Consider the following 1,608-nt stretch of genomic DNA (forward strand, 5'->3'; position numbering starts at 1 on the left):
ATGCAAGGCATCGTAAAAGAGGAAATGGGGGATCTTAATGGTCGCACCCCAACGGCAGAAGAGCAAGCCCGCATCACTGCAAAGATTGATGCGCAGTTTGCTGACTTTAGAGACCACACCATTGATGTAGCGCGTGCTGCTGGGGGCTTTGCAGCTGCCCTTGCTGGTGGCAATGTTGATGCCGGTGCTGATGCCGCAGGAAATGCCGCTGCTAATAACTACCTCAGCAGTGCTCAACAAGCTCAGATGGAGAAAGAATTAAAGGAATGTCCTGACCTTTTATGTCAAGCAAAAGTGTCTGCGAAATGGTCTGCGATTAGTACAGGGCAAGATGTAAGCTTTACGGCTGGTATGGTTGCTGGTGTACCGGCTGAATTATACGATACGATTGATGGCTTTGTGCAAATAGCCATCCATCCCAAAGAGACTTGGAAAGCGCTCAAAGATTTGTTCACGAGTGGTGAGGTATTGGCGACACTTGGGCAATCTTATGTCGATCGTATTAATAAAATGGAGGAGGAATATGAGCGAGCCGGTGCCGGTGGATCCTTTAAAGCGGGTGTTGAATTTGGAAAATTATTGACTGAAGTAGCATCCCTAATAACGGGAGTTGTTGGAGCAGCCAAGAGTGGTATAAAGCTTACCAAAAAGGCTGTGATCAAATTCATTGCTAGGAAAGATTTTGCCCAATTCGCTTCCAAGAAAAATCTTGCAGAACTTGCTGCTCAGAGAGATCCTGCCAAACTTGCTACTAAGAAAGAATTGACCAACCTTGCTGCTCAAGAAAAAAAGAAGTGGTTAAAAGAGAAACCCATTAAATTTACCGATAGCAAATTTGGTCAGACAAACAAAGTCTATAAGAGAAACGATTTGTTTGATTCTAACCAAATGGTTAAATGGAGAAAAAACAAAAAAGACGTGTGGGGTACCAATGTTGAGAGAATGGAAACAGGAAGAGCACCTATAGGATTTGATGGTAGGCCTGTTGAGTTGCATCACCTAAAGCAAACGCCTGAGGGGCCGATAGCAGAAATGAGCCATGAATCTCATAAAAAATATAATCCCGTGATTCATGGTAATCCTAAGAAACATCAATCGCTTATAGATAGAAAAAAGTTTGATAAGCAGAGAGAGGAATATTGGAAGGAACGCGCTAAAGGGTATAGAGAACAAAAAAACAGTAATTTAGGAGGAATAATTGATATGAGATGGGGTATCATAGGTATAGATTTTGACAGATGGGGACAGGAGCATCGGCAGTAATGCTCTACGGTTAATTGAAAAGAGAAAAAAGAAACTTATAGAATAATTTATGGAGAATAATTGATGAAAACCTATACTTTAGATGATGTTGCAGTATTAATTGATAAAGTGAATAAATACGATGATGATATTATTAATTTGAGTAGTGAATATGATGAAGAAAATGAAACAGATGATCTACAGATTGAAAAGGCGGAGAAAGCTTTGGGTTTGAAATTCACATCCTCTTACAAAGTTTTTTTAAAGAAATATGGAGGAGGGGAAATTGGTGGCGAAGAAATTTTTAGCATTTATAAGGAGCGTGGGGAAGGTATTCCTGCTGGTGATATTGTTTACCGAAACTTA

Annotated in this window: 2 protein-coding genes; both read left to right on the forward strand. The window is 40.5% G+C overall.

The features are described 5' to 3' along the window. Positions 1–1,263: HNH/ENDO VII family nuclease (locus BN338_RS13125; RefSeq protein ID WP_051018502.1), on the forward strand; the 1,263-nt coding region annotated here is incomplete at its 5' end. 63 nt (positions 1,264–1,326) lie between these two features. Further along, a partial coding sequence (locus BN338_RS06265) for an SMI1/KNR4 family protein (RefSeq protein WP_039760106.1) occupies positions 1,327–1,608 on the forward strand: 282 nt, incomplete at its 3' end.

It is taken from the genome of Bartonella queenslandensis AUST/NH15, from assembly GCF_000312585.1.
GTDB lineage: Bacteria > Pseudomonadota > Alphaproteobacteria > Rhizobiales > Rhizobiaceae > Bartonella > Bartonella queenslandensis_A.